We start from the raw sequence: 1,906 nt of genomic DNA on the forward strand, positions 1-1,906 counted from the left end.
CGCCTGCTTTTTAAAAATAAAGAAACCGTATGTCACATTAAGCACTAAAAAATTATAAAATTGAAATAATTATCTATATAGGTATATAAACAATCGTGAATAAAATAAAACGTATCATGTAGCCATAAAGCGTTTTATAGATAAAAATATTGGAGGGGGTAATGGACACTCTATGTACTAATAAATTAAATAAAAAAGAGAAAAATCCAAATTCCAAACAATCAATTTTAATAACTATAATACGTAGAGTGTTTTCTATCGTTTATAAAATATTACATAAGATATTGAAAACGTGCCTTTTTTTCCTTTTCCTTTTTCTTTTGCTTATTCGTAAACCGGTTATTATTTTAACAGAGTTTATAGCAGGGGGGAGTTTGCTGGTGCTATTTATTTTTTTTACTGGATATGTAGCGGGCTCTGCACCTTTTGAACACCAAACAGCAATGGTCATTGGTTATATAGTCTTGATATTTCTAAGTTTAGCTGTCAATTGGGGATATGATACGCTCCTATTACGGTTAGCTCCTCCCGGTTCTGATCTTATGCTTTTCAAGTAAAAGGTTATTAGAGAATGTTCGTCAAGCTCTCCAATATGATAGAATGGTACTAACAAGAGCTAGTACAAAGAGGATGTATTTTAGGTTGTTTCTGTTTTAAAGCTTGCGCTAAATCATAATTTGTTTGCATAGCTAGCCAAGCACGTGCAGTACTCACACCAGCCATTTCAAGCCTAATAGCGAGATTGGGACTAATAGCAGCTTTTCCATTTAAAACCCTAGAAAATGCTACACGAGACATACCAAGCCGTTCAGCTGTTTCGGTAACAGATAAGCCAAGCTCTACGATTACATCTTCACGCAAGAGTTCTCCAGGATGTGGAGGGTTTTTCATCATTTTTTATCTCTCCTTATTCAATGATAATCTAGATAATCAACTAATTCGATATCTATACCAACAAAACGGAATATTACACGCCAATTTCCATTTACAGTAATTGACCAATAGCCTTTAAGATCACCTTTTAGAGGATGCAATCGAAAGGACGGATAGTTCAAATCATTTGGTGATATAGCTACATCAAGAGCACCTAGAATACGTCTTAACTTTTGAGTATGAGCAGACTGAATTCCTTTTGTAGTACCAGTATTGTAGAAGGCTTCAAGCCCTTTATGTTTAAATCCCAAAATTATGTTTCACTGTAATGTGTATCGTTATAAAATACAAGAAGAAATTGTTCAGTTAAGCCACCAATGTTACCATTATTGGTAACATTGTGAAGCGTAACTACTATGCTTTTATTAATTTTTTATTCTCTCTTCTGTATCTGTATATTTTAAGCATCAAAAATGCCTGCTAAAGCAGATTTTGAATTGATGAGGATGTTGTAGCCTCTTATTTTATGGATAAATGGAGCTAATTATTTTTCATCTAAGATAATCTTCGAGATCTATTTGATTACTGATGTCCATTTCTAAAGGTTTGTTATTCTCATATACACCTTGAATACTGGCGGCTTTTATGCGATTTTTTTAAGTTCTCTCTAAGAGCTATTTTATGGTTTTTAGCACTACCTTTCCAACCAAGGTTTGGGTTGAGACGGTAGGATCTATTAATCCCAATACGAGGACCTTCCAAAAGAATATCCATAGCTATTAGTCTTTTTATGCTTCGATTAAAGTGATGTCTGGTAATACCAACTTTTTTAGCCAATTCCGTTTGATTGACGACTAATAGATTTTCGAAATCAAGACGAGAAGCCAGAATGAAAAACACCTTAAGATCATATCCATTTAAATTACTTTTCGCTATTATAGCCATCGGATGTTGAGGCATTGCAATCCATTCCTTTTTAAATCCATTTTTGCCTTTTAGGTATGACACAAACAACAAAATCGTCCATAACCTT

4 protein-coding genes are annotated in these 1,906 nt (G+C 33.6%); 1 reads left to right on the forward strand and 3 read right to left on the reverse strand.

From position 1 onward, the window contains the following. The first annotated feature begins 380 nt into the window (after window positions 1–380). Window positions 381–557 (forward strand): hypothetical protein, encoded by a 177-nt coding sequence (locus ACFIJS_RS08860; protein WP_375612418.1) that lies wholly within the window; start codon window positions 381–383, stop codon window positions 555–557. Between the two features lie 49 nt (window positions 558–606). Here ACFIJS_RS08860 and ACFIJS_RS08865 read toward each other — a convergent pair whose 3' ends face one another. The 3 genes from ACFIJS_RS08865 to ACFIJS_RS08875 form a co-directional block, all read right to left on the reverse strand. Further along, a complete protein-coding gene (locus ACFIJS_RS08865) occupies window positions 607–894 on the reverse strand; it encodes a HigA family addiction module antitoxin (protein WP_005864567.1) in 288 nt (95 codons plus the stop codon). 17 nt (window positions 895–911) lie between these two features. Then, window positions 912–1,190 (reverse strand): type II toxin-antitoxin system RelE/ParE family toxin, encoded by a 279-nt coding sequence (locus tag ACFIJS_RS08870; RefSeq protein ID WP_375651246.1) that lies wholly within the window; start codon window positions 1,188–1,190, stop codon window positions 912–914. Window positions 1,191–1,488: 298 nt separating this feature from the next. Beyond that, the coding region (locus ACFIJS_RS08875; RefSeq protein WP_375651244.1) for a replication/maintenance protein RepL at window positions 1,489–1,906 on the reverse strand (418 nt) is incomplete at its 5' end.

Source organism: Bartonella sp. OT172YNZD, assembly GCF_042193725.1.
GTDB lineage: Bacteria > Pseudomonadota > Alphaproteobacteria > Rhizobiales > Rhizobiaceae > Bartonella > Bartonella grahamii_A.